Source organism: Glacieibacterium arshaanense (assembly GCF_004681125.1).
GTDB classification, from domain to species: Bacteria; Pseudomonadota; Alphaproteobacteria; order Sphingomonadales; family Sphingomonadaceae; genus Polymorphobacter_A; species Polymorphobacter_A arshaanense.
This window is the reverse complement of record NZ_SIHO01000002.1, coordinates 48264-73145: the sequence shown is the minus strand read 5'-3', so window position 1 is coordinate 73145 and position 24882 is coordinate 48264. Positions and strand designations below refer to the sequence as shown.

The window sequence follows — 24882 nt, the reverse complement described above, 5'->3', positions numbered from 1 at the left end:
CTCAGATGACGCCGGCTTCGGTCAGTTCGGCGCGCTGGGCGCTGTCGAGCCCAAGCAGTTCGCCGTAGATCTCCTCGTTGTGTGCGCCGAGATCGGGGCCGGCCCAGGCGATTTCGCCGGGGGTTTCGGAAAGCTTGGGGAAGACGCTCTGCATCCACAGGTTGGCGAATTCGGGGTGCGCGACTTTCTGCAGCGCGTGGCGCGCGGCGAAGTGCGGGTCGGCCATCATGTCGGGCGCCTTGAAGATCTTGCCCGCGGGCACGCCGCCGGCTTCGAGCAGCGCCAGCAGGTCGTTCGCGGCAAAGTTGATCGTCCATTTGCCGATCAGCGCATCGAGTTCGGCCTGGTGTTCGCCGCGTGCGACATGGCTGTTGTAGCGCGGGTCGCTGCCCAGTTCGGGCTTGCCCATGACCTCAGCCATGCGGCTCCACACCGAGTCCTGGTTGGCGCCGATGAGGATTTCGCCGTCGGCGCACGGATAGACGTTCGACGGCGCGATCTTGGGCAGCACCGAACCGGTGCGTTCGCGGATGATGCCGGCTTCGGTATATTCGGGGACGGTCGATTCCATCATCGCCAGCACGGCTTCGTAGATGGCGCTGTCGACGACCTGGCCTTCGCCGGTGCGGTGACGGTGGTTGAGTGCCATCAGCGCGCCGAGGCAGGCGAATGTCGCGGCGAGGCTGTCACCGATGCTCAAGCCCACGCGGCTCGGCGGGTTCGACGGGTCGCCGGCGAGGTTGCGCATGCCGCCCATCGCCTCGCCGATCGAGCCATAGCCGGCGCGGGCGCTGTACGGGCCGGTCTGGCCGTAGCCCGAGACGCGGATCATGATCAGCGCGCGGTTCAAGGCATGCAACTGGTCGAACCCGAGGTTCCATTTTTCCAGCGTGCCGGGGCGGAAGTTTTCGAGCAGGAAGTCGGATTTCAGCGCCAGCTTGCGGACGATGTCCTGCCCACGCTTGTCGCGCAGGTTGAGCGTGATGCATTTCTTGCCGCGCGCGACGACGGGAAACCACACTGGCTTGCCGCGGCCCCAGGCGCGCATCGGGTCGCCGCCACCCTTGCCGTTCACCGCCGGCGGCTCGATCTTGATGACTTCGGCGCCGTGGTCAGCCATCAGCTGGCCGCAGAACGGCCCGGCGATCAACTGCCCCATTTCAATCAGCCGCAGACCGGCCAGTGCGCCTTGTGTCATACTCTCTCCAACCGATTTCGACCCTATACAGCCCATGCCGGCTTTTGTATACAATTCAGCATCCGGAGACGTTGAAATGTCCACCTCAATTCAGATCGTCGAAGTAGGCGCGCGTGACGGCCTGCAAAACGAGCCAGATATTGTATCCACTTCGGACAAGTTGGCGCTGCTCAACCGACTCATCGACGCCGGTGCCAAACGACTCGAAATCGCCAGCTTTGTCCATCCCGGCCGTGTCCCGCAGATGGCTGACGCCGAAGCCGTCATTGCCGGCATGCCCGATTTGCCCGGCGTTTCGTACATCGGCCTGTGCCTCAACAAGCGCGGCGTGCTGCGCGCGATTGCATCGCGTGACGGCGGCAAGCGCGGCGTTGACGAAGCCGGCTGCGTGATGGTCGCCTCCGACACCTTCGGGCAGAAGAACCAGGGCCAGACGATGGTCGAGGGCCTGCGCGAAAATGCCGAAATGCTGCGCCTCGCCAAGGCCGAGGGGCTGGTCGCGCAAGTGACGATCTCGGCGGCGTTCGGTTGCCCGTTCGAAGGCCATGTGCCGGCGCAGACGGTGGTCGATATCGCCAAACAGTTGGCCGAGTCCGGCCCCGCCGAAATCGCGCTGGCCGATACCATCGGCGTCGGCGTGCCGGCGCAGGTCAGCGACTTGTTCGGCCGCGTCCGTGCTGTGCTGCCGCCCGAAATCCGGCTGCGCGCGCATTTCCACAACACCCGCAACACCGGCATCGCCAACGCCTGGGCGGCGTATCAGGCCGGCGTCGAAGTGCTCGATTCGAGCCTTGGCGGGCTCGGCGGCTGCCCGTTCGCCCCCAAGGCGACTGGCAATATCGCCACCGAGGATCTGGTGTTCCTGCTCGATCGCAGCAACGTCGCCAGCGGTCTCGATCTCGAAAAGCTGATCGCGGTCAATCACTGGTTCGGTGAAATCATGGGCCGGCCATTGCCATCGATGGTCGGCAAAGCCGGCGGGTTCAAAGCGGCAGCATAATGCACAACAAAGGGGTCAAAACGGCATGAGTTATCGTTTGGGTGTCGATGTCGGCGGGACGTTCACCGATTTGCTGGTGATTGACGAGGCGACCGGCCGCACGTTCCGCGACAAGGTGCCGTCGACACCGCACGACCCGTCCGAAGCCGTGGTCGCCGGTGCGCGCAAGCTGACGGAAAGCGCCGGCATCGCGCCGGGGTCGATCGAGCTGTTCCTGCACGGCACCACAGTTGCCACCAACGCCGTGCTCGAAGGCAAGTTCGCGCGCGTCGGGCTGGTGGTCACCGAAGGCTATCGCCACATGCTGCAGATCGCGCGCAGCCTGGTGCCCGGCGGGCTGGCGGCGTGGATCGTCTGGCCCAAGCCCGAGCCGATGGCGCCGCTGGAAGCCACGATCGAAGCTCCCGAACGCATCGGCGCCGACGGCGAAATCGTCCGCGCGCTCGACGAGGCTGAGCTGCGTCGCCGACTGGAAACGCTGCGCCATGAAAAGGTGGAGGCAATTACCGTCTGCCTGATCAATTCGTACGTCAGCGATTTCCATGAACGACGCGTCGCCGAAATCTGCGCCGAGATGTTCCCTGACCTGCCGGTCAGCATCTCCGCCGACATCCTGCCCGAAATGCAGGAATACGAACGCGGGCTGACGACGGTGGCGAACAGTGCGGTGCGCCCGACGGTGTCGCGCTATGTCGCCAACCTCGAACGCGAACTCACCGCCTGGGGCACGCCCGCCAAGCTCAATTTGCTGCGCTCCGACGGCGGGCTGATGTCGGCCGAAAAGAGCCGCGCGGCGCCGGTCAATTTGCTGATGTCGGGGCCGGCCGGCGGTGTCGCGGGTGCGGTGTGGGTGGCGAAATCCGCCGGCTTCCCCAATGTGTTGACGCTCGACATGGGCGGCACCTCGACCGACGTCGCGCTGATCGAAAACTACACGCCGCGCCTGCGCCGTGAGACGTCGGTCGGCCATCTGACGGTGCGCGCCTCGTCACTCGACGTGAAGACCGTCGGCGCCGGTGGCGGCTCGATCGCCTATGTCCCCGAACTGACCGGCGCGCTGCGCGTCGGGCCGCAGTCGGCGGGCGCCGTGCCCGGACCGGCGGCGTACGGCAAGGGCGGCACCGAGCCGACCGTCACCGATGCCAATGTCGTGCTCGGCTATCTGCCCGAAAATCTGCTCGGCGGGTCGTTCAAGCTCGACCGCGCTGCCGCACGCGCGGCGGTGAAGAAGGTCGCCGACGCGCTCGGGCTGGGTATCGAGGACGCAGCAGCGGGCATCATCGCCATCGTCAATGAAAACATGTTCGGCGCGCTGCGGCTGGTGTCAATTGCGCAGGGCTATGACCCGCGTGACTTCGCGCTGATGCCATTCGGTGGCGCCGGGCCGCTGCATGGCAACGCGATGAGCCGGTTGATGGGCAGCTGGCCGGTGCTGGTGCCGCCGTCGCCGGGTGTGCTGTGCGCTTACGGCGATGCCACGACACGGTTGCGCGTTGATGCGCAGCGCAGCTTCAACAAGATCGTCTCGGCCACCAGCGATGCCGAAGTCGCGGCGGTGATGGACGATATCGCCGCGCGCGTCGGCGCCGAACTCGCGGCCGAAGGCGTGTCGGCTGCCGACCAGACGCTCAAGTTCGAAGTCGATGTGCGCTATGCGGGGCAGGCGTTCGAAGTGCCGCTCGAAGTCGAACGCCAGGGCTTCAGCATAGGCGCACTGACCGCGCGGTTCGATGCCGAGCACAAACGCCTGTTCACCTTCAACCTCGGCGTGCCGCAGGAGCTCGTCAACATCCGCGTCGTGGCGCTTGGCAAGGCGGCGAACGTCGGTGCCGAGGAAATCGCCCGCGGTGACGGCAACCCCGCCGCCGCCAAGATGCGCGACCATGAAATGTGGATGGACGGCAAGGCGCAGGCCGGCGCCATCTACGACCGCGCCAAACTGCGCAGCGGCGACACCATCAAGGGGCCGGCGATCGTCATCGAGATGGATTCGACGACGCTGATCCACGCCGGCCATGTCGCGACGGTCGATACGTACGGCAACATTCTCATTCGTCCGGAGGCCTGAGCGATGCCGACCACCATCATCGAAACCAACACCACGCCGTTCGGCAATCCGACGATTGATCCGGTAACGCTCGACATCGTCGAAAATGCGCTGCGCAACGCCCGCGTCGAAATGGACGCGACGCTGGTGCGCACCGCGATGTCGCCGGGCATCCGCGAACAGGGCGACGCCTTCCCGCTGATTGCCGACCGCGCCGGCAAGATGATCGTCGGCCAGTTCGGCAGCTTCATCGGCGGCTTTCTGAAAAGCTGGGACGGCAGCATCGAAGACGGCGACATGATCTTCCTGTCGGACCCGTACAGCTGCGAAGGCGCGATTTCGCACTCGAACGACTGGCTGGTGCTGCTGCCGGTGTTCCGCAAGGGGCGACTAGTCGCCTGGACGGCGATGTTCGGCCACCAGTCCGACATCGGCGGCAAGGTCGCCGGGTCGATGCCGATCGATGCGCGCTCGATTTTCGAGGAAGGCGTCCGCATCCCGCCGGTCAAGATCTACCGCAAGGGCGAATACAACGAAGACCTGATCAAACTGGTGATGCACCAGACGCGCAAGCCCGACTGGTGCGCCGCCGACTTGAACGCGCTGATCGCGTCGTGCCGCGTCGCCGCGCGCCGTGTCGACGAAATGTGCGAGCGTTTCGGTGATGACGTTTATGTCGCCGCGACGCAGGCGCTGCTCGAACGCAACCACCGCGCGATGAAGTCGCTGATTGAAAGCTCGGTCGGCGAGGCGCCGGTGAGCTTTGAGGATTACATCTGCGACGACGGCGTCGGCTACGGGCCGTATAAAATCAAATGCGCGATGTGGCGCGAAGGCGGCCGCGTCATCCTCGATTTCGCCGGTACCGATCCGCAGAGCCAGGCCTCGATCAACTTCTATCTCAACGAGAACATGTTCAAGATGTTCTTCGGCATCTACATGATCATGGTCTTCGACCCGCAGATCATGTTCAACGACGGTTTCTACGACCTGATCGACGTGCGGATTCCCGAAGGCAGCCTGCTCAAGCCGGTCTATCCGGCGGCACTGTCGGGCCGCACGCACGCACTCGGCCGCATCTTCGATATCCTCGGCGGGCTGCTCGGCCAACGCGCGCCCGAATTCCTGTGCGCCGCGGGCTTCTCGTCATCGCCGCACCTGATGTTTTCGGGCACCGACGAACGCGCCGGCAAGGCCAATGAATGGTTCCAGCTGTTCCAGATCGGCTTCGGCGGCATCCCCGGCCGGCCGTTCGGCGACGGCGCCGACGGCCACTCGCTGTGGCCGGGGTTCACCAACGTCCCCAACGAGTTCCTCGAACGCTATTTCCCACTGCGCATCGAAAAGTACGAGGCGCTGGCCGATAGCGGCGGCGCGGGCCAGTATCGCGGCGGCAACGGCATCCACATGACCTACCGTTTCCTCAGCGGCGGCACCGTCAGCATCCATGACGACCGCTGGTTCACCTACCCCTGGGGCGTCAACGGCGGCGACCCCGGCGCCCGCGCGCGCAAAATCCTCGAAAAGGCCGATGGCACGCAGACCATCGTTGCCAACAAGCTCGACCGGCTGACCGTCGAGGCCGGCGATCAGCTGCACTTCATCACCTGGGGCGGCGGCGGCTGGGGCGACCCGCTGCTGCGCGACCCCGCACTGGTGGCGCTCGAAGTGCGCCAGCGGCTGGTCAGCGTCGAAGGCGCGCGGCGCTACGGCGTCGTGCTCGACATCGAAGGCAAGGTCGATGACGTCGCGACAACCAACCTGCGCGCGCACATCGCCGCAACGCGCCCCGCGGCGCCGCTGTTCAACCGCGGCGAGGAGATCGAGGTGCTGCGCGCCAACTGCCTCGCGGAAACCGGGCTTCCGGCTCCGCAGGCGCCGGTGTGGGCGTCACGATTTGCCGAGGCGGCAGAGTAGAGCCTCCGGCGGGCAGGGCCTCAGGCCCTGCACCCAAATGTCGGGCTGGCGTTGCAAGTCCGGCGCCGGCTGATTTGGCAGCGTGCGAACAATCGGGTGCAGGGCCTGCGGCCCTGCCCGCCGGAGGCCCTTCAGCCTATCTCCCCTTGAACACCGGCGCGCGCTTTTCGACGAACGCCAGCGACGCTGCCTTGTGATCGTCGGTCGCCATGGTGCGGACCATGTGGATTGCCTCGATATCGAGCACGTCGGTCAGTGTGCCGTGTTCGGCCATGCCGAGGTTGCGTTTCATGTAACCGATGGCGACGGTCGGCAGCGCGGCGAGCTTGCGCGCCAACTGTCCGGCCTCGTGCGCCAGTTCGTCCGACGGCACGGCATAGTTGACGATGCCGAGTGTGGCGGCCTGTGCGCCGCTGATGACATCGGCGGTGAAGTAGAGCTCGCGCGCCTTGGCGGGGCCGACGAGGTGCGTCAGGAAGTAGCTGCCGCCATAGTCGCCCGACGCACCGATCTTGGAGAAGGCCGTCGTCAGCTTGGCGCTGTCCGAGGCGATGCGCATGTCGCAGGCGAGTGCGATCGACAGCCCGGCGCCGGCGGCGGGTCCGGGGATTACCGCGAGCGTCGGTTTTGGCATGTCGTGGAGGATGCGCGCTAGATCCATGCCGTGGCGCAGGCCGTTGACGCGCGCGTCGAAGCTCGGCGCTTCGGCGGGTTCGCCGGCGTCGGCGTTGCGTGCGACGAAGCCCTTGACGTCGCCGCCGGCGCAGAACGCGCCACCGGCGCCGGTGATGACGACCAGCCGCACCTTGGGATCGAGCGCGAGGCGCTGCGCGGCTTCGGACAGCGTCGCGAGCATGTCCGAGGTCAGCGCGTTGCGCGCTTCCGGCCGGTTCATGGTCAGTGTGGCAATGCCGTCTTCAAAGGTTTCGATGATTTCGTTGGACAATTTGGCCTCCCCGGCTGCGGTTGCGTCAGATTATGCCCGCAAGCCTAGGAGCGCCGGCGGCTTCGCACAAGCCGCACGCGGGGCTAGCGCTTTTCCGCAGCGCCGAGTCCGGCGTCGTTGAACTGCGCATCGGTGACATAATAGACGCCCCACATTTTCATCTGGGCGCGTGTTACCGGGGCCTTGATGCCCTTGGCGGCGAAGTAGGGCGCCAGGTCAAAGCTGTTGCGGTACGACCACAGCGGTTTGCCGCTCGCGACATCGATTTCAAAGGCGCGGCCGGGCTCCTTGCCGACCACGATCGCGCGGCTGCCGTCGGGGCTGACTTCGATATGGCCGGCAGTCTTGGTGAAGAACGGCAGTTCGGCGGTCTCGCCGGGTTGCGGGAACACCGTCGTGCTGGTGCCGGTGTTGAAGTCCAGCCGCACCACGCGGCTGCCGCCCTGCGCCAGCTGGCCGCCCTGGTTGTCGAGCACCAAGGCCGTGCCGTCGGGCAGGAAGCGCGGGCTGTGCTGCGCGGCGCTGCGGCCGGTGATGACTTTCTTGAAGCGGCCGTCGGTGCCGTCGATGATGGCGACGGTGCTGAGTTCACGCAGCGAAATCAGCAGGTCGCCGGCGGTGATGCCGGGGATTTTGGCGGCAATCGCCGGGGTGACGATGTCGATTGAGTTGAGGTGCAGCGGGTCGCAGCCACTGCGCACGCCGTAGAGCAGGCCGGGGAAATCCGATTTGTCGACGGCATCGAGTAGCGATATGCGCCGCAGCTGCTTGCCGTCGGCCGCGTAGACGCCGATGCCTTCGGCGCCGAGATTGGCCTTGCAGCGTGTTTCGACCGCGGTGCCGCCAAAGTGCGTCTTGCCGTCGATGGCTTCACGGTAGGGCGCATAGACGGTGCCGTCTGCCGCGACGGCAATCCAGTGATGGCTGTTGTTCCAGTGCTTCCAGACGACGTTGCCGTTGCGGTCGATACGCACCAGTCCGATCTGGAACGGGTAGGTATTGCGCCCCTGGATCGCCATCACCAGCCCGCCGTCGGGGGTCAGCGCAATGCCCGACGGGTAGAAGTTCTCGGGCTTGGTCTTGCCTGCCAGATGGGGGATCTGCGCGAAGAGCTTGGCGGTATCGACTTCCCAGCTGTGCAGGACATTGCCCTGCCGGTCGATCACCCACGCCATGCAGCCGAAAGTCGGGCAGCGCTGCATGAGTTCATACGGCCCGCCCGAAACCAGCAGCTTTTCGGTACCGGCGGCCGGGCTGAGCGTACGGATGACCGGCCGCGCTGGCGCGTTCTTGTCGAGTTCGTTGACGTTGGGGGGCAGGACATCGGGCTCGATCTCGCGCAGCGCGTGATAGGCGTCCCTGGCGTTGGCGTACAGCTGATAGGGAAACAGTTTGTAGGTTGCCGCCGCGAAGCCATAGGCCATCGCCGCCAGACATAGTGCCGCGACAAACAGCGCAAAGGATATGTCCATGCCGCCGGCTGCAACGCTGCGGACCGGGCGGGATGATGCATGCTCATGGCGCGGATTGTCCGGCACGGGATCATTTCCATTGTCTGCCGACGATGCGGCACATGCGTCCGTACGAGGGTTATCCTGCCAATTCAAGACATTGTGCCGATTCGTGTAGAGCCCCAGTCTGCGCTTCATCGCGCAGCTTCTGCCTGCCTACGATGATAACGTTTAATGTATCGTAACTGCGGTGGCCGATGCCGGTGTTGCGGCGGCGCGTCAGTGAAAATCACGCGAACGCGGCAGAATGCGGACATCGCGCGGATGTCGCCCGCGCATGGGCTCGGGCACAGCCGGGGTAGTGCCGCGCGCACCCAGGTTGGCGAGCAGCACCGAGCGGTCGGTGACGCGCTTGGCCATCAGGTGGACGACGCCTTCCTTGCTGCGCTGAACCTCGCCGTCGATGACCATCAGCCGCGCGCCCATCACCGCGGCGCGCTGCTTTTCGAGTTCGCTCGCCCACAGCAGCGCGTTGACGATGCCGGTCTCGTCCTCGATGGTGATGAACACGGCGTTGCCCTTGCCGGGGCGCTGGCGCACCAGCACGGCGCCGGCGCAGGACACGCGCGCACCATCCTTGGCATTGTTGACCGCGGCGCAGCTCAGCACGCCGCTGGCCGTCAGTTCGGCGCGCAGGAATTGCAGCGGGTGGCCGCGCAGCGACAGCCGGTGCGTCTGGTAATCGGCGACCACCTCTTCGGCGAGATGCATCGGCGGCAGTTCGGCATCGGGCTCAGTGCCGAGTTCGGGTGCAGCCATCGCGTCGAACAGCGATAGCTGTGCGGGATGGCTGCGTGGCGGCGGGATGCGGCGTGCCTCCCAGCCTGCCGCGCGGCGCCCCGTACCCAGCGAGCGCAGCGCATCGGCGTCGCTCAAGAGTTCGAGCGCACGCGGCGGCAACTGCGCACGGCGCGCGAGGTTCTCGATATCGACAAAAGCCCCATCGGCGCGCGCGGTGATGATCGCCTGCGCCCAGTCCTGGCGGAAGCTGCCGATCTGGCGCAGCCCGAGCCGCAGCCGCCGTTCGCCCTCCAGTATCGTATCCCAGTCGCTGATGCCGATATCAATGGGCTGCACGTCGACGCCGTGCGCGCGGCAATCCGCGACCAGTTGTGCCGGCGCATAAAATCCCATCGGCTGGCTGTTGAGCAGCGCGCAGGTGAAGGCCGCCGGAAAATGGCATTTCAGCCATGACGAGACATAGGCCAGCCAGCCGAACGCCTGCGCATGGCTTTCGGGGAAACCATATTCGCCGAAGCCCTTGATCTGTTCGAAGCAGCGTTCGGCAAAGTCGCGGGTGTAGCCGCGCGTCACCATGCCTTCGACGAGCTTCTCCTGATAGTGATGCATCGTACCCATATGGCGGAACGTCGCCATGGCGCGGCGCAAGCCGTCGGCCTGCGCCGGGGTGAAATGCGCTGCGACTATCGCGAGCTTCATCGCCTGTTCCTGGAACAGCGGCACGCCGAGCGTCTTTTCGAGCACGTCGCGCAGCTCATCGGGGCTGCCCGGCGGGCCGGGATATTCCACCCGCTCCTCGCCGTTGCGGCGGCGCAGATAGGGATGCACCATACCGCCCTGGATGGGGCCCGGCCGGACGATCGCCACCTGGATGACGAGGTCGTACAGGCAGGCGGGTTTCATGCGCGGCAGCATGGCGATCTGCGCGCGGCTTTCGACCTGGAACGTGCCGATGCTGTCGGCGCGCTGCAGCATCGCAAATGTCGCCGCGTCATCGGGCGGGACGCTGGCGAGGTCATGGTCGCCCATCCCGTGCCGGCGCATCAGCTCGAAGCATTTGCGGATTGCGGTGAGCATGCCGAGCGCCAGCACATCGACCTTCATCAGCCCGAGCGCATCGATATCGTCCTTGTCCCATTCGATGAAGGTGCGGTCGGGCATCGCGGCGTTGTGGATCGGCACCAGTTCGTCGAGCCGGGTTTCGGTCAGCACGAAGCCGCCGACATGCTGCGACAGATGCCGCGGGCATTCGAGCAGGCGCTCGACCATGTCGCGCAGCCGGACGAGTTCGGGGTTGGCGGCGTCGAGGCCCGCTTCGGCCAGCCGCGTGTCGGGCAGCTGTCCGGGGAGCTGGTCGGCATCCCAGCGGCCCCAGATGGTGCCCGACAGCCGCGCGGTGACATCCTCGGTCAGCCCGAGCGCGCGGCCGACTTCGCGGATCGCGCTTTTCTGGCGGTAATGGATGACGGTGGCGGCGATACCGGCGCGTTCGCGGCCGTAACGGCGGTAGATGTATTGCATCACCTCCTCGCGGCGTTCGTGTTCGAAATCGACATCGATATCGGGCGGCTCGTGGCGTTCTTCGGACATGAAACGCGAAAACAGCAGCTTCTCGCGCACCGGATCGATCGGCGTGACGCCGAGGAAATAGCAGACCAGCGAGTTGGCGGCACTGCCGCGGCCCTGGCACAGGATCGGCGGATCGAGCGAGCGTGCGTAAAACACGATGTCGTGGACGGTGAGGAAATACGGCGCGTACTGCCGCGCGCGGATGAGCTCGAACTCCTCCGCCAGCGTGGCGCGATAGGCATCGGGCAGCCCGTCGGGAAAGCGGGTGCGGCCGCCTTGCGCAACCAGATGTTCGAGCCAGTCCTGCGGCGTCCAGCCTGGCGGCACCGGTTCGTGCGGATATTCGTAGCGCAAATCATCGAGGCTGAATTTGATCGCACCGAATAGCTCGGCGGTTGCTGCTACCGCTTCGGGACAGGCGGCAAACAGCCGCGCTATTTCGGCGGGCGGCTTGAGATGGCGTTCGGCATTGGCGGCAAGCAGGCGACCAGCCGTGCGGACCGTCCGGCCTTCGCGGATGCAGGTCATCACGTCATGCAGCGGGCGACATTCGGGGGTCGCATAGAGCGCGTCGTTGGTGGCGATCAGCGGCACGCCGGCGGCCTGCCCGAGCGCCATGGCGCGCGCCAGTTGCCGTGCATCGCTGCCGGCGCGCAGCATCCGCGCCGCGAGCCAGACCGGGCTGCCGGTTTCGCGCAGCGCGTGCAGCAACGGCGCGTCGGCGGTGACGGCGATCAGCGCCAGCCCGGCGGCATGGTCGAGCAGGTCGCCAAGCTGGAGTTCGCAGTCGCCTTTGATGGTCCGCCGGTTGCCCAGCGTCAGCAAGCGTGTCAGCCGGCTCCAGCCGGCGCGGTCAACCGGATAGGCGATGATGTCGGGGGTCGCATCGGCGAACACCAGCCGCGCGCCGACGATCAGTCGGAAATTGCCGAGCTTTTTCGCCGCCACATGCGCGCGCACCACGCCGGCCACGGTGTTGCGGTCGGCAATGCCGATGCCCGCCATGCCAAGAGCGTGCGCATGCGCCACCATCTCGGCGGGCTGCGACGCGCCGCGCAGAAAGCTGAACGCGGTCGCGGCGACGGGCTCGGCAAAGGCCGGCGCGGTCATGCAAACAGCCCGTGGATATACCAGAGTGGATCGCTGCGTTCTTCGTAAAGACCGTGGCGAAACAGCCAGAAGCGCCGCCCCTCGGCATCCTCGACGCGGTAATAGTCGCGCGTCAGGCCGTGCTGGCCGGGGATATGGCCATCGCGGCGCCGCCACCATTCGGGCGCAATGCGTTCGGGCCCTTCGGCATGGCACACGACATGCACCTGCCCGCGCCAGCGAAAGCGCTGCGGCGGCCCGTCGGGAAAGCTGGTGATGGTGGTGACCGCGGCGGGCGGGTCGAGCAGCAGCAGCGGACGCAGCGGACGGCCGGCGGTGGTAGGCCATGGTGCCGCCGCGCCGGTGGCGGGCACCAGTTGCTGCGCGCTTTCGGGGATATGCGTGTCGCGCGGGCGCAGCTGGCAGATGTTGTCCGGGCCGAGCCGCGTCGCCAGCCGGTCAATCAGCGCCGCGACGCTGTCGTCACCGACACTGGCGCCATCGCCACTGTCGAGCGCAATCTGTCGCGCTGCGAGTGGCTGGGTGCGCGGTACGGCCAGCGTCAGGCTATCGAAGCCGAAGCCGGGGTCGAGCGGGTCGGACAGGCTGTCGATGCGTTCGCGCAGCAGACGCATCACCACCGCGGCGTCGCGCACCGGCAACCCGGTTTCGACTACCAGCCGTCGCCGCGCGCCGTCGCTGCGTTCAAGCGTCACGACAAAGCGCCGCCCGCCGATCTGGCGCGGCTCCATCTGGCGCGCGGTTTGCACCAGCAAGTCTTCGAGCACATCGAGTACGGCTTCGGTATGCGCCAGCGGCTCGGCAAACCGCGCGCGTGCGCCGATGGCGGCGGTTGCCTGGCGCGCGGCGATGGGATTGGACACCTCCCCCATTATCGCGCGCAGACGCTGCACCGCGTCCGCGCCGAAGCGCGCCGCCAGCCCCGCCATTGGCCGCCGTGCCAGATCGCCCAGCGTCGCCAGCCCGGCACGGCGCAGCCCCGACAGCGCGTCCGCAGACAGTTCGAGCGCGGTCACCGGCAGGTCGCGGACATCGCCGCCGGCGCGTCCGTACCGCGCCAGCGCACGTGCGGCCGCCGCATGCGCGGCAAAGGCATGGCGTGTCGTCAGCCCGGCGTCTGCGACTGCCTGCGCCGCCAGCACCGCCTCGCTGCCGAACAGGTGCGCGCAGCCGGTGATGTCGAGGATCAGGCCATCGGGCGGGTCGGTCGCCACCATCGGCGTGAAGCGCTGCATGTGCGCCGCCAGCCGTTCGAGCAGCACGGCATCGGCGGCCGCATCGTGCGGCAGCGTCAGCAAATCGGGGCGGCGCGCCCGCGCATCGGCAAGCGTCATGCCGACGCCCAGCCCGGCCCGCGCGGCCGCCGCACCGACCGCAGACAGCCGCAAGGCATTGCCGGCGCGCACCACCAGCGCGAAGGGGGTTTCAGGCGGCGCGGCTGGCGGCGGCAGCGCCGGCAAGGCCCGCTCGCACGGCAGATAGACGAACCACAGCGCCAGATAGCGGCGTGTCGTGAATGCCGGCATCCGGGGTTGGGGCGGTGTCGGGGGCTTCGCGGTAGCATCCATCTTGGTCATTCCATTCGAGTCGCCAGCGCCCACCGGACATGCCGCCGCGCCGCCGCTGCAGCTCGACATCGAGCGCGGGCAGCCCCGGCGCATTGGCTTCGCGCGGGCTGGCGCGCGCGCTGCGCACCAGCCAGCGCTGGTGCGCAGCACTGGGGCGCACCTCCGCATCGCCGCGCAGCATGATGACCGGCACGCGCGAGCGTTCGGCCGCCAGCACCAGCCGCCGGCTCGCGGTCAGCGCATATTCGGGAAAGCGCCGCCAACTCGCCAGCACTACCGCCGCCAGCCCAGGGCATCGCGCGCCCTCGAGCCCGGCGCGCAGCAGGCCGGTGCCGTCGCGCGCTTCGACCAGCACCAGCCGCGCCGGATCGAGCCCCAGCCCGATCAACCCCTCGCCGTAGGGCTGCATGTTGAGCACCGCCTGACGCGCGGCATGCACCAGCATGACCGGTCGCCGTCCGGCGGCATCAATCGCCGCAAACGCAAACGCCAGCGCTGCCGCCCAGTCATCGGCAGCAGCATGGATTTCGTGCAACTGGCCGCCGCCAAGCGCCGGCAAAGCTTCGGCGCGGGCGGCAAGCGGCAGTCTGGCGACAGCAGATGGTGCGTGTTGAAACATGGTGGCAGATGCCCGAATCGGTATCAATGTTCCTATTATGTTCTATTTTCGCCGACAGAGTCCACTGGCGTCGCGCGCGCCGCATCGGTGCCAATCCCCGACAGCGCCGATTGACGCGCGCCGATTTTCAGTCCCCTTTGTCAGCGTACTGACGATTCAACGCAGACAGACCTTGGGAGACAATTGCCGATGACTTTCATCAATTCGCGATCGGTGCGCGGTTCAATCGCCTTCATCACCGGTGGCGCCAGCGGCATGGGCGCCGCGACCGCACGGCTGTTCGCCGCCGAAGGCGCGCATGTCGCGGTCATCGACCGTGATGCGGCGGGCCTCGACGCCGTGCTCGCCGATATCGCGGCGGCCGGCGGCAGTGCGCGCGGCTGGGCCATCGACATCGGCGACCATGCCGTGGTCGATGCGACAGTGGCCGAGGCGGCAAAGCATTTCGGCGGGATCGACATCATCGTCAACAACGCCGGCATCGCCGGTTTCAGCGCGATCGACGGCGATGGCTATGACGACCTGTGGGAACGCATGCTGCGCATCAACCTGAGCGCGCACCAGTGGATCGTCCGCGCCGCCTTGCCGTGGCTGCGCCAGTCGAAGTCGCCGCGCATCGTCAACATAGCCTCGACCGAAGCACTCGGCGCCACCGCGTATGACAGCGCCTATGCAGCGGCGAAGGCCGGGGTCACCGGGCTGACGCGTGCGCTCGCCGTCGACCTCGGCCCCGAAGCGATCACCGTCAACTGCATCTGCCCCGGCCCGATCGACACCGGCATGACCACCGGCGTCGAAGCCGACAAAAAAGTCATCTTCGCCAAGCGCCGCACCGCGCTCAAGCGCTACGGCGCGCCCGAGGAGGTCGCGCATATCACGCTGAGCCTGTGCCTGCCGGCAGCGTCATACATCACCGGCGCGGTCATCCCCGTCGATGGCGGGTTGTTTGCACGCAATGCATGAAATGATTTGCTGAAAGTGTCACGCGGTCCGGGATTACCCCGGACCGGCTGGCTGAATGGTGCGGTCAAGAAGACTCGAACTTCCACGGGCTTTCGCCCACAACGACCTCAACGTTGCGCGTCTACCAGTTCCGCCATGACCGCACGATCAGTTGCATCCGGGGTCAGACCCCGTCCGGTAGAGGCGCGCGAGTAGCAGACCGCGCACAGCCATGCAACCATCTGTCGCGCTAAATCAGCACGGCGCTGTTGGCGGGGTTGCCGCTGGTGACGCGGATGCGGCGGCCGATGACCGGCACATCGATCAGCGCGCCGGGGTTGTCCTTGAGCTGCGCCAGGAAGCGTTCGCCGGAGTCGAGGCGCCCGATGATGATGCCGAGGGCGGGCTCGCCCTTGTCGTGCATCACGGTGAAGGCTTCGATGGCGCCTTCGCCGTCGGGGGTTTCATTGAGCGGCGGGCCCTTCAACGCATCGACTTCTGCCTGGTAGACATCAGGGTCATCGCGAACCCAGTCGTTCGCCGGCACGGTCGAATAGACGCCGAAGCTGTGCTTGGTCAGATAGCCGCCGTTGGCGGTGACCATGCCCCAGCTGCCGGGCTTGGCGCGGCAGTGCGCCACGACCTCGGCAATGCCGTGCATCGAATAATTGTTCCCCGGCCCGCCGAAATACGGCAGCCCGCCGGTCAGCGTCAGCCCGCGTGGATCGTCGTGCTTCAGGCCGATCATGTCGGCGGCGATTTCCACGGCGGAGGGGAAGCAGCTGTAGATATCGATGTGGCCGATATCGGCGGTGGTGATGCCGGCCTGCGCGAGCGCATGTGCGGCGCCGATGCGGATGGCGGGCGCGCTGTGGTAATCGACGCGGTCGCTGACCAGATAATGTTCATGCGTGTCGGCGCTGCCATGCAGATAGACGCGCTTCGATTCGGGCACGCCTGCGGCATCGGCGGCGGCCGTCGACATCAGCAGCACGGCGGCGGCCTGATCGACGAACATGTTGGAGTTGAGGTACTTGGTATAGGGGTAGCCGATGTAGCGGTTGTCGCCGACCGGCGAGATCAGCTCCTCGGCGCTGCGTTCGATCGGCAGCGCGGCATAGGGGTTCTTGGCGGCGACCTGCGTGAAGCGGTGCATCAGCGCGCCGATGGCGGCGCGCTGTTCAAGCGGGCTGCGGCCGTAATAGGTGCCGAGCGCGTTTTCGAACATCGGATAGACGCTGACCGGCATGATGATGCCATGCGCGGCTTCGTGGCGCGAGATCATCGTCGGTTCCTTGCCGAGCGATTCGGCCTCGTCACCGGTGTCTTCGGACCAGTCGAGCGCCAGCCCGGCCTTCTGCGCCTTGGCTTGGCTACGCAGCGGCTCGCAACCGGCGAGCAACGCGACATCGCATTCGCCGGTGCGGATGCTTTCGGCGAACAGATTGACCAGCATCTGCGGCGTGTTGCCGCCGACGGGGCCGTAGAGCAGGCGCTTGGGCGCCTGGCCGAGGCGCTTCGCCAGTGATTTCGGAAAGTTGGTGTAGCGACCAAACGGCGCCTTGAACGCCGGCGACGAATCGGCAAACAGCCGCACCACGGCAATCGCATCGACCTTGATGTCGTGCCCGCCGCTGTCGGCCAACGCGCCCTTGCCTACCGTTTCGAGCATGTCGAGCGGCGACTGTGCGTCCTGCGGGGCGGAGGTGCGGTCGGTGTATTGGCTGACGCCGACAAGGACGGGGGTGCGGGGGTTGGCGCGCATGCGAGTCTCCAAGTGGCAGAGCCTCCGGCGGGCAGGGTCTAAACCCTGCACCCATCAATTGGGTGCAGGGCTCAGCCCTGCCCGCCGGAGGCCCTTTCAGGCCTTAGTTGTAGCGGCGCAGTTCGCCCTTGGCGATGGCAGCGCGGTGGACTTCATCGGGACCGTCGGCGATGCGCAGCGTGCGCTGGCCGGCGTACGACGAGGCGAGGCCGAAGTCCTGGCAGACGCCGCCGCCGCCATGTGCCTGGATCGCCATATCGATGACCATCGTCGACATGTTGGGTACGATGACCTTGATCATCGCGATCTCGCGCGCTGCCGCCTTGTTGCCGACGGTGTCCATCATGTACGCCGCCTTGAGCGTAAGCAGGCGGGCCTGCTCGATGGCGATGCGGGCGTCGGCGATGCGCTCGTGCCAGACACCCTGTTCCGAAACCGGCTTGCCGAAGGCGACGCGCGCCTTGAGGCGCTTGCACATCTTTTCGAGCGCGCTTTCGGCGGCACCGATGCTGCGCATGCAGTGGTGGATGCGGCCCGGCCCGAGGCGGCCCTGCGCGATTTCGAAACCGCGGCCTTCGCCGAGGATGATGTTTTCGACCGGCACGCGGACGTTTTCGAGCAGCATTTCGAAATGGCCGTGCGGCGCATCGTCATAGCCGAAGACCTTGAGCGGGCGCAGCTTGATGACGCCGGGGGCATCCATCGGCACGAGGATCTGCGACTGCTGCGAATGGCGCGGCGCGTTGGGATCGGTCTTGCCCATGACGATGTTGATCGCGCAGCGCGGATCGCCGGCGCCCGACGACCACCACTTGCGGCCGTTGATGACATATTCGTTGCCTTCGCGGCGGATGCTGGTTTCGATGTTGGTGGCATCCGACGACGCGACCAGCGGCTCGGTCATCAGGAAGGCCGAGCGGATTTCGCCGGCCATCAGCGGCTTGAGCCACTTTTGCTTCTGCTCTTCGGTACCGTAGCTACGCAGCACTTCCATGTTGCCGGTATCGGGTGCCGAGCAGTTGAAGATTTCGGACGACCAGCCGACGCGGCCCATTTCTTCGGCGAGCGGGGCGTATTCGAGATTGGTGAGGCCGGGGCCCTTCCATTCGCCGGTGTCATGGTCGCAGATGTTGAGGAACATGTTCCACAGCCCGGCCTTTTTGGCGAGCGGCTTCAATTCCTCGATGACCGGCAGAACTTTCCAGCGGTCGCCTTCATACGCTTCGGCTTCGTACCGTGCTTCGTTGGGGTAGATATGCTGTTCCATGAACGCGCGGACGCGTTCGAGCCAGGCCTTGCCGTTGTCGCTGTATTCAAAGTTCATTTTTGCGCTTCCTCATAATGGACGGTTATCGCGCGCTCCAACTGTCATAGGCGCGCTGGCGAATCCAGCACGAACTTAGCCATTTGGTACCACGCGTGACGGGCGTGCCCGCGTGGCGCGTCGCCGGATCGGGTCGACCGGCTGAATCGAGGTTGCGAAACACCAGCACATCGCCGCGCTTGCCCTTCACCGAAAGCCCCGATTCGGGGAACACCGTAGCGCCGCCGTCATAGTCATCATTGAGATAGGTCAATACTGTCGTGTGGCGCTGGTTTTCGACGCCGGGCAGCGTATCGAGGTGGTCGCGGTATTCGTCGCCGGGCTGGTAGCGCAGCACCGCCATCGCTTCGAACTGCGGCAGCGTCGTGTCGCTGGCGCGCGCCAGCCGCTGCAAAAGCATCTGCACCACCGGATCGACACGTTCGGGGCCGAGGTTGGTCGCACCGGCGCGGCGCATCGGATCGGGACGCGACTGGCCGGTCACGGGATCGACGATCGTCGACGGCCGGATTTCGGGTGTGGCGGCGGCAATCAGCCAGCGACATTCGGCAGGCCGCACCAGCCCCGGATAGAGCACCGCATCAGGCGAATCCGCCAGCCGTTGCGGCGCGGGCAGCGCACGGCCGGCGCCGGCATTGTCGACCGCGTCCTGTGCCTTGAGCAATTCGAGCTGCGCCTTCGCCGGTGCGTCGCGCTTGGCAGCCTTGGTCAGCAACCGCATCGCTGCTTCCCAGTCGGCGGGGACGCCGGTGCCGTTGGCGGTCAGCGTCGCCTTGAGCGTCAGCGCCGGGGTGTGGCCGGCCGCAATCGCGCGGTCGAGCAGCCGGTGCATCTCGACCCAGTCGCGCGGCCCGTTGACGCCGTAGAGCCGCCAGAACGCCATCAGCAGCAGCGCGACGCCGTCGCCGCGGAACGCGGCATCCTCGATCAGCGCGCGCGCCTCCAGCCCACGGCCGGCGCGAACCAGCGCCTCTGCGCGCGCTGCCACGCTCATCGCGCGAAAATCATGGCTGCGGCTTGATACCGGGGAAGTGCACCGAAAGGCTGGCAGCGGCAGGGTCGATGTTGCTCGCCGCGCTGTCGAAACCAACGGTGCGACCCGCCGGCAGCACGCTCAGCGGCGCCGGAATCGGCCAGCTGTCGAGCACCTTGCCCTGTGCATCGAGCACATCGGCGACCATCGCCACGACCGGCTGCTCGGTCTTGGTCGGGTTGGTGATCGTGCCGGTGACCGCCATGAAATTGCCGCCCGACGGCAGCACGCGCAGTTGCACCGTCGCTTCGATGATCAGCGGGCTGGTGGTCGGTGCGGCGGTCTCGATCGCCGCACCGGCCGGCACCGGCACGCCGAGCGCCGACAGGTCGGCACGCCATACCGACGCTGCCAGCACGGTCAGCACCAGCCCGGTGACGAGCGCAGCGAGCGTCCACAACCAGTGGCTGCGCTGCGGCGCTTCGGGCTCGGGTGGCGGTGCGGGGCGCGGGATCGGTGCAGGCGCGGGGGCCGCGACCGGGGTCGGCGCCGGAGGCGTGGCGACGGCGGCGACAGCTGCCTGTTGCGGTGCGGCTTCGAACCAGCTGTGCTTGCAACTGGCGCATTGCACCGAGCGGCCGGCGGGCGGAATGGCATCATCGGCGAGGCGGTAGCGCGCACCGCATTCGGGGCAAGTCAGGATCATCGGGTACCACTCAAGAACATGACCGTAATAAGCATGGCGGAGGCGCCAGTGGCAAGGTGTCGCAATGGCCGGGGGCCTTAATACAGCGTTAAATCTGGTCAGTCTTTACGGGTGCGGCGCCTAGCGCAACCTGGACGCTCGCAGGCATCATATAAATACGCATCCGAAATGACAATGCCGCCTTGGCTTGATTCAACGCGGCGTCACCGGCATAGGCTCTCGCCATGCACGATATCAAAGCCATTCGCGCCGAACCTGCGGCGTTTGACGCAGCGCTCGCCCGTCGCGGGGTCGCGCCGGCGTCGGCACGGCTGCTGGCGCTCGATGCCGAATTGCGCGGGCTGCAGACGACACAGCAGGAAGCGCTGGCGCAGCGCAATGACGCCTCGCGCGCCATTGGTGCTGCCAAGGCCGCAAAGGACGAAGCCACGGCGGCCGCGCTGATGGCGGTGGTTGCCGAGCTCAAGGAAAGCCTGCCGGCGCTCGACGATCAGGTCCGCGACCTCGGTGCGGCAATGACCGCGGCGCTTGCCGAAATCGCCAACCTGCCCGCCGCCGACGTCCCCGAGGGCGCCGACGAGCACGGCAATGTCGTGCTGCACGTCAACGGCACCAAGCCCGAATTCGGCTTCAAGCCGCTCGAACATGACACGCTGGCGGTGCGCTTCGGCTATGACCCCGATGCCGCTGCGGCGATCGCCGGCGCGCGCTTTGCGGTGCTGGCGGGGCCGCTGGCGCGGCTGCACCGCGCGCTCGGCCAGTTCATGATCGACACGCAGACCGCAACGCGCGGTTACAGCGAGACGGTGGTGCCGCTGCTGGTGCGCGACAATGCGCTGTTCGGCACCGGCCAGTTGCCGAAGTTCGAAGAAGATTTGTTCAAGACCACCGACGGCCGCTACCTGATCCCGACCGCCGAAGTGTCGCTGACCAATCTGGTGCGCGAGAGCATTCTCGACGCCGAAAACCTGCCGCTGCGACTGACCGCGCTGACGCCGTGCTTCCGTTCCGAAGCCGGCTCGGCGGGCCGCGACACGCGCGGGCTGATCCGCCAGCACCAGTTCGAAAAGTGCGAACTGGTGGCGATCACCACGCCCGACACCGCTGCGGCCGAGCATGAATATATGGCGGCGTCCGCCGAAGCGATTCTCGACAAGCTCGGGCTGCATTACCGCCGCATGCTGCTGTGCACCGGCGACATGGGCTTTAGCGCACAGAAGACCTATGACCTTGAAGTCTGGCTGCCCGGCCAGAACGCGTTTCGCGAGATTTCGAGCATTTCGAACTGCGGTGACTTCCAGGCGCGGCGCATGGACGCCCGCTTCAAGGCGCGCGGCGAGAAGGGCACGGCGTTCGTTCACACGCTCAACGGCTCGGGGCTGGCGGTCGGCCGGACGCTGGTCGCGGTCATCGAAAACTACCAGCAAGCCGATGGTTCGGTTCACATCCCTGAAGTGTTGTGGCCTTACATGGGCGGCGTCACCAAGCTGGTGCCGAACGCCTGACAGGGCCTCCGGCGGGCAGGGCTGAGCCCTGCACCCGATTGAAGGCTCTGCTACTCCATTTGAAAGACTTCCCCATGCGCATCCTGGTTACCAACGACGACGGCATTACAGCTCCCGGGCTTGTCGTGCTCGAAGCCATCGCCGCTGAGTTGTCGGATGATGTCTGGGTCGTCGCGCCGGCCGAGGAGCAGTCGGGCGCCGGCCACTCGCTGACGCTGACCGCGCCGATCCGGCTGCGCCAGCTCAGCGCCAAGCGCTTTGCGGTGCGCGGCACGCCGACCGACTGCGTGATGATGGCGCTGGGCCAGGTGATGAAGGACCATCGCCCCGACGTGCTGCTGTCAGGCGTCAACCGCGGCGGCAATTTGGCCGAGGATGTCACCTACTCGGGCACCGTTTCAGCGGCGATGGAAGGTTGCCTCGCCGGCGTGCGCTCAATCGCGCTCAGCCAGGTGATGGCGGACTATACCGTCGGCCGCGAGGATTTCAGCGCGGCAGTGAAGTACGGCGCCGATGTCGTGCGCCGCTTGCTGGCCATTCCGGCGGCGCCCGGCGTGCTGATGAACATCAATTTCCCGCCGGTGCCGGCTGCCGAGGTGCGCGGCGTGCGCGTCACCGAGCAGGGCTTCCGCGACTATGGCCACATCGCCATCGAAGAACGCATCGATCCGCGCGGTTTTGCCTATTACTGGTTCGGCTATGGCCGCGAAGTGGCCGCACCCGGGCATGAAACCGACCTCAAGGCGATGCGTGAGGCGTGCATTTCGGTGACGCCGCTACACCTCGACCTGACGCACTATGCGACGATGGCGAGCCTGCGCGACGCGATGGCGGGCATGGAAGAGGCCGTGCGCCCAGCGTAAGGCGATTCCCTTGAACGCGGTTCGCGGCTAATGTGGCCGGGTGAGCCGCGCACCCCGTCCCCTGTTGCTGATGCTGGTGCTGGCGGTTGCCGCGTGCTCGACGCCAAAGCCGCCGCCGGCGGTAACCCCCGCACCCAAACCTGCGCCCGCCGCACCGGCACCCAAACCGGCGTGGAAGCCCGCGAAGGTCGTGCCCGATGCCGTGACCGTGCCGGGCGGGCGGCTGCACACCGTCAAGCGCGGCGAAACCGGCATTGCCATCGCGCAGGCTTACGGCGTGCCGTGGTCGAAGGTCGTCGCCGCGAACAAGCTCAAGCCGCCCTATGCGCTGGAAGTCGGGCAGAAGCTGCTGCTGCCGTCGACCAAGGCGGCGGCGGCCGCGACCGCCAACATGACCGTCGAACAGCGCGCGGCGGCGTTCAGCGTCAACATCGATGACCTGATCACCGGCTCGGCGCCCGCCGAAAAGCCGGTCACGACATCGAAGGCCCCGAGCGCCGCGTCCGCAGAAGCGCCGACCGCCAGTATCGCGCTGGTCTGGCCGGTCGAGGGGCGACTGCTTTCAAGCTTCGGCGCCAAGCCCGGCGGCCGCTACAATGACGGCATCAACCTGAAGGTCACCAAGGGCGGTGCAGTGCGTGCGGCCGCCGATGGCACCGTCGCCTATGCCGGCGATGCGATCCCCGGCTTCGGCAATCTGCTGCTGATCAAGCACCCCGGCGGCTGGGTGACGGCGTATGCGCACAATGAAGCACTGCTGGTGACGCTCGGCACCAAAGTGCGTGCCGGCGAGCCGATCGCTCGCGCCGGCGCGAGCGGCGCTGTCGACACACCGCAGCTACATTTCGAAGTGCGGCGCGGGCGCACGGCGGTTGATCCGCTGCGCTACTTGCCGCCGCGCGGCTAGCTCAGCTCACCGTCAGGATGGTCTTGCCGACCGCCTGACCGCCGAAGGCGTTTTCGAGCGCCGCACCGTAATCGGCCCACGCGAACGTCTTGCCGACCGGCGGATCGATGCGCTCGGTCGCCAGCCAGTCGGCGAGCGTATCGAGGTGTTCGGCAACGCGGCCGCGCTCGAACAGCATGAACTGGCGGACATCGACGCCGAGCAGCCCGGCGCCCTTCATCAACGTCAGGTTGCTCGGCAGCGCCGGAATCGGGCCGCCGACAAAGCCGACGACCAGATGCCGCCCGCCCCAGCCCAACGAACGGAATGCCGCCTCGAACAGCGGGCCACAAACCGGATCGAAAATGACATTGAGCGGCTTTCCGTCGAGCACGGCCTTCAGCCGGTCGCGCCAGCCTTCGACCGCGGTATCGATGGCCGCATCGGCACCCTGCGCCAGCGCAAAGTCGCGCTTTTCCGGCGTCGATGCCGCCGCAATGACGCGCGCGCCGAGCAGCTTGCCGATCTGCACCGCCGCCATGCCGACACCGCCCGCCGCGCCGAACACCAGGAGCGTGTCGCCCGCCTTGAGCGTACCGCGGTCCACCAGCCCGTGCAGCGCCGTCAGATAGTTGAGCGGCAGCGCCGCGCCGGCGGCAAAGCCGGCATCATCGCCCAGCCGCCGCGTCAGCGCCGCCGGCGCCAGCGCGAACTCGGCAAAACCACGTCCGGCGAGTGCCATCACCCGGTCACCCACCGCAAAGCCGGTGACACCCTCGCCCAGCGCATCGACAACACCCGCGACCTCGGCACCCGGCACATGCGGCAACGGCGGCTTGACCTGATAGCGGCCGAGCGCCAACAGCGCATCGACATAGCCGATGCTCACCGCGGCAACGCGGATGCGCACCTGCCCGGCGCCGGGTTCGGGGATAGGCAGCTCGACTTCGGCATAATCGGCGAGCGAATCGATTTTGTCGGCGGATATGGCTTTCATGGGGGCGACCATAGCGGAGGAAAAGTCGGTTCGGGAAGGGCCTCCGGCGGGCAGGGACTAGTCCCTGCACCCGTTTGTTTGGCGCTCTTCAAAAGGGTGCAGGCCTCAGGCCTGCCCGCCGGAGGCCCTTCTCTGGATGCCCTGCAGCCGCTATGCCCATGCCATGTCTTCACGCCCATCGCTCGACACACTCCGCCTCGACGCCGCCGAACTCGGTGCATTTCTGGTCGAGGCTTTCCCCGGCCGCGCGCCGGGCGAGATTGCCGCGATTGTCGCGCTGCGGCCCGGTTTCGCGCAGCTGCAGCTGGCGCCCAGCGAAAAGACGCTGAGGCCTGGCGGACTGATATCGGGGCCGACGCAGATGGGGCTGGTCGATGTTGCGGCCTATGCGGTGGTGCTCGCACATATCGGCATCGTGCCGATGGCGGTGACCAGCGGGCTCAACATCCAGTTCCTGCGCGGTTGTCCACTGGTGCCACTCAATGCCGATGCGGCGCTGCTGCATCTCGGGCGGCGCACGGCGATCATCGATGTGCGGTTGTGGCACGACGATGTGGCGCGGCCGGTGGCACAGGCGAGCGTGACCTACATGCTGCCTGCGGGTTGATTTGGCATTCGCGTCCGCTGCGCGGTATAGCGGTCATCGACAGGGACACCGCGAGCGCGGCAAAGGTCGATGTGAAAAAAATTCCGAA

19 protein-coding genes and 1 tRNA gene are annotated in these 24882 nt (G+C 66.8%); 8 read left to right on the top strand and 12 right to left on the bottom strand.

Features of this window, described 5'->3' with window-relative positions; all coding sequences use genetic code 11:
• Nucleotide 1: 1 nt before the first annotated feature.
• Entirely contained in the window at nt 2-1198 is a 1197-nt protein-coding gene (locus tag EUV02_RS06550) for a CaiB/BaiF CoA transferase family protein (RefSeq protein WP_135245462.1), read from the bottom strand.
• A 76-nt stretch (nt 1199-1274) separates the two neighbouring features.
• Here EUV02_RS06550 and EUV02_RS06545 point away from each other — a divergent pair, with 76 nt between their 5' ends.
• Genes EUV02_RS06545 through EUV02_RS06535 form a run of 3 tightly spaced genes read left to right on the top strand, consistent with a single transcriptional unit; the run spans nt 1275 to nt 6162 of the window.
• Entirely contained in the window at nt 1275-2198 is a 924-nt protein-coding gene (locus EUV02_RS06545; RefSeq protein WP_135245461.1) for a hydroxymethylglutaryl-CoA lyase, read from the top strand.
• A 25-nt stretch (nt 2199-2223) separates the two neighbouring features.
• On the top strand, nt 2224-4266 hold the full coding sequence (locus EUV02_RS06540; RefSeq protein WP_135245460.1) for a hydantoinase/oxoprolinase family protein: 2043 nt from the start codon (nt 2224-2226) through the stop codon (nt 4264-4266).
• 3 nt (nt 4267-4269) lie between these two features.
• Complete coding sequence (locus EUV02_RS06535; RefSeq protein WP_135245459.1) at nt 4270-6162, top strand: hydantoinase B/oxoprolinase family protein; 1893 nt, start codon at nt 4270-4272, stop codon at nt 6160-6162.
• Between the two features lie 136 nt (nt 6163-6298).
• Here the strand turns inward: EUV02_RS06535 and EUV02_RS06530 are convergent, their stop codons facing one another.
• The 5 genes from EUV02_RS06530 to EUV02_RS15625 all read right to left on the bottom strand — a co-directional run bounded on the left by EUV02_RS06530 (nt 6299) and on the right by EUV02_RS15625 (nt 14226).
• The gene (locus EUV02_RS06530; protein WP_135245458.1) at nt 6299-7108 is read right to left on the bottom strand and encodes an enoyl-CoA hydratase; all 810 of its coding nucleotides are present in this window, start codon (nt 7106-7108) and stop codon (nt 6299-6301) included.
• A gap of 83 nt (nt 7109-7191) precedes the next feature.
• Nucleotides 7192-8580, bottom strand: a complete 1389-nt coding sequence (locus EUV02_RS06525) for an arylsulfotransferase family protein (protein WP_166430541.1) — start codon at nt 8578-8580, stop codon at nt 7192-7194.
• 258 nt (nt 8581-8838) lie between these two features.
• Entirely contained in the window at nt 8839-12039 is a 3201-nt protein-coding gene (locus tag EUV02_RS06520) for an error-prone DNA polymerase (protein ID WP_207790135.1), read from the bottom strand.
• The gene (locus tag EUV02_RS15775) at nt 12036-13565 is read right to left on the bottom strand and encodes a Y-family DNA polymerase (protein ID WP_207790134.1); all 1530 of its coding nucleotides are present in this window, start codon (nt 13563-13565) and stop codon (nt 12036-12038) included. Before EUV02_RS15775 ends, EUV02_RS06520 begins: the two co-directional genes overlap by 4 nt.
• Nucleotides 13465-14226 (bottom strand): hypothetical protein, encoded by a 762-nt coding sequence (locus EUV02_RS15625; RefSeq protein WP_166430540.1) that lies wholly within the window; start codon nt 14224-14226, stop codon nt 13465-13467. Before EUV02_RS15625 ends, EUV02_RS15775 begins: the two co-directional genes overlap by 101 nt.
• A gap of 189 nt (nt 14227-14415) precedes the next feature.
• Between EUV02_RS15625 and EUV02_RS06510 the strand changes: the two genes are divergently transcribed.
• Entirely contained in the window at nt 14416-15189 is a 774-nt protein-coding gene (locus tag EUV02_RS06510) for an SDR family NAD(P)-dependent oxidoreductase (RefSeq protein ID WP_135245454.1), read from the top strand.
• A gap of 56 nt (nt 15190-15245) precedes the next feature.
• On the opposite strand, the gene EUV02_RS06505 is transcribed toward EUV02_RS06510, so the two are convergent.
• From EUV02_RS06505 to EUV02_RS06485, 5 genes are all read right to left on the bottom strand, one after another.
• Nucleotides 15246-15332 (bottom strand) — tRNA-Leu (locus EUV02_RS06505).
• A gap of 86 nt (nt 15333-15418) precedes the next feature.
• Entirely contained in the window at nt 15419-16933 is a 1515-nt protein-coding gene (locus EUV02_RS06500; protein ID WP_135245453.1) for an acetyl-CoA acetyltransferase, read from the bottom strand.
• Nucleotides 16934-17036: 103 nt separating this feature from the next.
• Entirely contained in the window at nt 17037-18257 is a 1221-nt protein-coding gene (locus EUV02_RS06495; RefSeq protein ID WP_135245452.1) for an acyl-CoA dehydrogenase family protein, read from the bottom strand.
• Nucleotides 18258-18282: 25 nt separating this feature from the next.
• Nucleotides 18283-19245, bottom strand: coding sequence for a 2OG-Fe(II) oxygenase (locus tag EUV02_RS06490; RefSeq protein ID WP_166430539.1), 963 nt, complete (start codon nt 19243-19245; stop codon nt 18283-18285).
• A gap of 16 nt (nt 19246-19261) precedes the next feature.
• On the bottom strand, nt 19262-19936 hold the full coding sequence (locus tag EUV02_RS06485; RefSeq protein ID WP_135245450.1) for a zinc-ribbon domain-containing protein: 675 nt from the start codon (nt 19934-19936) through the stop codon (nt 19262-19264).
• 224 nt (nt 19937-20160) lie between these two features.
• Here EUV02_RS06485 and serS point away from each other — a divergent pair, with 224 nt between their 5' ends.
• The 3 genes from serS (at nt 20161) to EUV02_RS06470 (ending at nt 23211) form a co-directional block, all read left to right on the top strand.
• Entirely contained in the window at nt 20161-21441 is a 1281-nt protein-coding gene (gene serS, locus EUV02_RS06480) for a serine--tRNA ligase (protein ID WP_135245449.1), read from the top strand.
• Nucleotides 21442-21515: 74 nt separating this feature from the next.
• Complete coding sequence (gene surE / locus EUV02_RS06475; protein WP_135245448.1) at nt 21516-22304, top strand: 5'/3'-nucleotidase SurE; 789 nt, start codon at nt 21516-21518, stop codon at nt 22302-22304.
• Nucleotides 22305-22344: 40 nt separating this feature from the next.
• On the top strand, nt 22345-23211 hold the full coding sequence (locus EUV02_RS06470) for a peptidoglycan DD-metalloendopeptidase family protein (protein WP_243445802.1): 867 nt from the start codon (nt 22345-22347) through the stop codon (nt 23209-23211).
• A 1-nt stretch (nt 23212) separates the two neighbouring features.
• Here EUV02_RS06470 and EUV02_RS06465 read toward each other — a convergent pair whose 3' ends face one another.
• A complete protein-coding gene (locus EUV02_RS06465) occupies nt 23213-24187 on the bottom strand; it encodes an NADPH:quinone oxidoreductase family protein (protein ID WP_135245447.1) in 975 nt (324 codons plus the stop codon).
• Nucleotides 24188-24350: 163 nt separating this feature from the next.
• Here EUV02_RS06465 and EUV02_RS06460 point away from each other — a divergent pair, with 163 nt between their 5' ends.
• On the top strand, nt 24351-24794 hold the full coding sequence (locus EUV02_RS06460) for a PaaI family thioesterase (protein WP_135245446.1): 444 nt from the start codon (nt 24351-24353) through the stop codon (nt 24792-24794).
• Nucleotides 24795-24882: the final 88 nt, after the last annotated feature.

Bases quoted from the DNA above. Each gene is read 5' to 3' on its own strand.
- EUV02_RS06550 (WP_135245462.1), bottom strand. From the start codon at position 1,198: ATGACACAAGGCGCACTGGCCGGTCTGCGGCTGATTGAAATGGGGCAG.
- EUV02_RS06545 (WP_135245461.1), top strand. From the start codon at position 1,275: ATGTCCACCTCAATTCAGATCGTCGAAGTAGGCGCGCGTGACGGCCTG.
- EUV02_RS06540 (WP_135245460.1), top strand. From the start codon at position 2,224: ATGAGTTATCGTTTGGGTGTCGATGTCGGCGGGACGTTCACCGATTTG.
- EUV02_RS06535 (WP_135245459.1), top strand. From the start codon at position 4,270: ATGCCGACCACCATCATCGAAACCAACACCACGCCGTTCGGCAATCCG.
- EUV02_RS06525 (WP_166430541.1), bottom strand. From the start codon at position 8,580: ATGGACATATCCTTTGCGCTGTTTGTCGCGGCACTATGTCTGGCGGCG.
- EUV02_RS06520 (WP_207790135.1), bottom strand. From the start codon at position 12,039: ATGACCGCGCCGGCCTTTGCCGAGCCCGTCGCCGCGACCGCGTTCAGC.
- EUV02_RS15775 (WP_207790134.1), bottom strand. From the start codon at position 13,565: ATGCCGGCATTCACGACACGCCGCTATCTGGCGCTGTGGTTCGTCTAT.
- EUV02_RS15625 (WP_166430540.1), bottom strand. From the start codon at position 14,226: ATGTTTCAACACGCACCATCTGCTGTCGCCAGACTGCCGCTTGCCGCC.
- EUV02_RS06510 (WP_135245454.1), top strand. From the start codon at position 14,416: ATGACTTTCATCAATTCGCGATCGGTGCGCGGTTCAATCGCCTTCATC.
- EUV02_RS06500 (WP_135245453.1), bottom strand. From the start codon at position 16,933: ATGCGCGCCAACCCCCGCACCCCCGTCCTTGTCGGCGTCAGCCAATAC.
- EUV02_RS06495 (WP_135245452.1), bottom strand. From the start codon at position 18,257: ATGAACTTTGAATACAGCGACAACGGCAAGGCCTGGCTCGAACGCGTC.
- EUV02_RS06485 (WP_135245450.1), bottom strand. From the start codon at position 19,936: ATGATCCTGACTTGCCCCGAATGCGGTGCGCGCTACCGCCTCGCCGAT.
- serS (WP_135245449.1), top strand. From the start codon at position 20,161: ATGCACGATATCAAAGCCATTCGCGCCGAACCTGCGGCGTTTGACGCA.
- surE (WP_135245448.1), top strand. From the start codon at position 21,516: ATGCGCATCCTGGTTACCAACGACGACGGCATTACAGCTCCCGGGCTT.
- EUV02_RS06465 (WP_135245447.1), bottom strand. From the start codon at position 24,187: ATGAAAGCCATATCCGCCGACAAAATCGATTCGCTCGCCGATTATGCC.
- EUV02_RS06460 (WP_135245446.1), top strand. From the start codon at position 24,351: ATGTCTTCACGCCCATCGCTCGACACACTCCGCCTCGACGCCGCCGAA.